At 39.4% G+C, this 2,067-nt stretch carries 2 protein-coding genes; one reads left to right on the forward strand and one right to left on the reverse strand.

Translation table 11 applies throughout. From position 1 onward, the window contains the following. Window positions 1-19: 19 nt before the first annotated feature. A complete protein-coding gene (locus GQR46_RS19070) occupies window positions 20-169 on the reverse strand; it encodes a hypothetical protein (RefSeq protein ID WP_007585545.1) in 150 nt (49 codons plus the stop codon). Between the two features lie 142 nt (window positions 170-311). On the opposite strand from GQR46_RS19070, the gene GQR46_RS19075 reads away from it, so the two are divergent. Next, complete coding sequence (locus GQR46_RS19075; RefSeq protein WP_165742105.1) at window positions 312-1,928, forward strand: M28 family metallopeptidase; 1,617 nt, start codon at window positions 312-314, stop codon at window positions 1,926-1,928. The last annotated feature ends 139 nt before the right edge of the window (window positions 1,929-2,067 follow it).

Consider the following 2,067-nt stretch of genomic DNA (forward strand, 5'->3'; position numbering starts at 1 on the left):
TAAAAAAACTAAGCGGTTATTAAGCCGCTTTTTTTATACTTATAGTGCCCAATATTATAAAAGAAGCAGACAGCACAAAAAATGTCTCCTGCTCAGCTAATATTGCAGCAGCAAAAAATGCAATGCCACTAGCTATAAATAAATACCCACTTTTTTTACATTGGCTCATTATGTGCTCCTTTAGGTTGTTCGTTATTTATACACATTATAAAATCAATCTGCAATTGAATGAAAAGTTCTCTATAAAAATTCGACATCGCTGCGGTGCTTCCTTTATATTGAAAGCCTAATTAAATAACAATATGAAGACTATGGCATCTACTCTTTTAAAAAGCGCTAGCCTAAGCCTGCTAGTTGCACTCTTTGGCTGCTCAGAGCCTGCAAGCCAACAAACCCCATTAGAAAATACAGCCGGTGTAAGCCTTAGCAATATTAAACAGCATATTAAAACGCTAGCCTCTGATGACTTTCAAGGCCGAGGCCCGCTTACTCATGGCGAAGTAAAAACAGTAGGCTACTTAAGCGAGCAATATAAAGCGCTGGGTTTAACCGGTGCTTATAAAGGTAAATACTTACAGCCTGTAAAAATGGCAATGGTGACAGCTAATCAGGACATGCAGTTAAAGGTAGGTGATTTGAGCTTTGAATCAGGCAAAGACTTTACCGCACGTACCGAGCAACTTCAGCCATTAATTGATGTAAGAAGCTCTGACGTTGTATTTGTTGGCTATGGCATTAATGCGCCAGAATATAGCTGGAATGACTATAAAAATATTGATGTAACAGATAAAACAGTGGTTGTGCTAGTTAACGATCCAGGCTTTGCTACTCAAAACAATGCCCTTTTTACTGGTAATGCAATGACCTACTACGGTCGCTGGACTTATAAATATGAAGAAGCCGCTCGCCAAGGTGCAAAGGCTGTATTTATTGTTCATGAAACAGCACCTGCGGCATACCCTTGGGGCGTAGTTGAAAGTTCAAACACCGGCACTAAATACACGTTAACGGATAACAATTTAAACGCGTCTAAATTACCGGTTATGGGCTGGCTAACACTTGATGCGACTGAGAAAATGTTTAACGCCGCAAAGCTTAACTATCAAGATTTAAAACAAGCAGCATTAAATGATGACTTTAAAGCGACGCCACTTAACTTAAAAGCAAACCTTGCCTTTAAAAACGAAGTATCTCATGCAAAATCGCATAACGTAGTTGCACAAATTACAGGTAGCGAATCACCTGACGAATACGTTGTTATTAGCGCTCACTGGGACCACTTTGGTACTAAACAAACGGATACTGGCCCTAAGATTTATAACGGCGCAGTAGATAACGCTTCAGGCACTGCAGCCACGCTTGAAATAGCACGCATCATGAACAAAATGAATAAGCAAAAACCATTTAAACGCTCAATTATTTTTGCTAACTTTACAGCAGAAGAAACGGGGTTAATTGGTTCTGAAGAATTTGCATCGGGTGCGGTTGTACCTACAAAAAAAATGGTCGGTCTATTAAATATTGATGGCATGAACGTGCTTGATGGCACTGACTACATTTTACAATACGGTAAAGATTTATCGACAATGGAAAACTATTTAGCAAAGGCTGCAAAATCACAAGGCCGTGTTGTTAAAATGGATCCTCGCCCGCAAAATGGCTTATTTTTTAGATCTGATCATTTCTCACTTTCTAAGCAAGGTGTGCCTAGTCTATTATTTATGAGCCTGGGCGATACCGACCCTGAATACATAGCGCATAAGTACCATAAAGAAGCAGACGACTACTCTGCTGATTGGTCGCTAGGGGGAGTTAAGCAAGATATAGATCTTATTGTTGATATAGCCGCTCAACTTGCAAACAATGGCGATTGGCCAAAGTGGACTAGCGAGTCTGACTTTAAAGCTAAGCGCGCACAAGATAAGTAGTAATAGCTATTACTGAGTAATATAAAACCCTCCTACTTGGAGGGTTTTTTCATTAAGCCATATATAAATGCTTTTATTGCCCAAGTACCACTTTAAACATGATTACCTGCACCCTATTAATAAAATAGTTAGCACAGTA

The sequence above is a fragment of the Pseudoalteromonas sp. Z1A6 genome (assembly GCF_011378745.1).
GTDB lineage: Bacteria > Pseudomonadota > Gammaproteobacteria > Enterobacterales > Alteromonadaceae > Pseudoalteromonas > Pseudoalteromonas arctica.

Excerpts from the sequence above, each read along its gene's own strand:
- GQR46_RS19070 (WP_007585545.1), bottom strand. The coding sequence starts at position 169 with ATGAGCCAATGTAAAAAAAGTGGGTATTTATTTATAGCTAGTGGCATT.
- GQR46_RS19075 (WP_165742105.1), top strand. The coding sequence starts at position 312 with ATGGCATCTACTCTTTTAAAAAGCGCTAGCCTAAGCCTGCTAGTTGCA.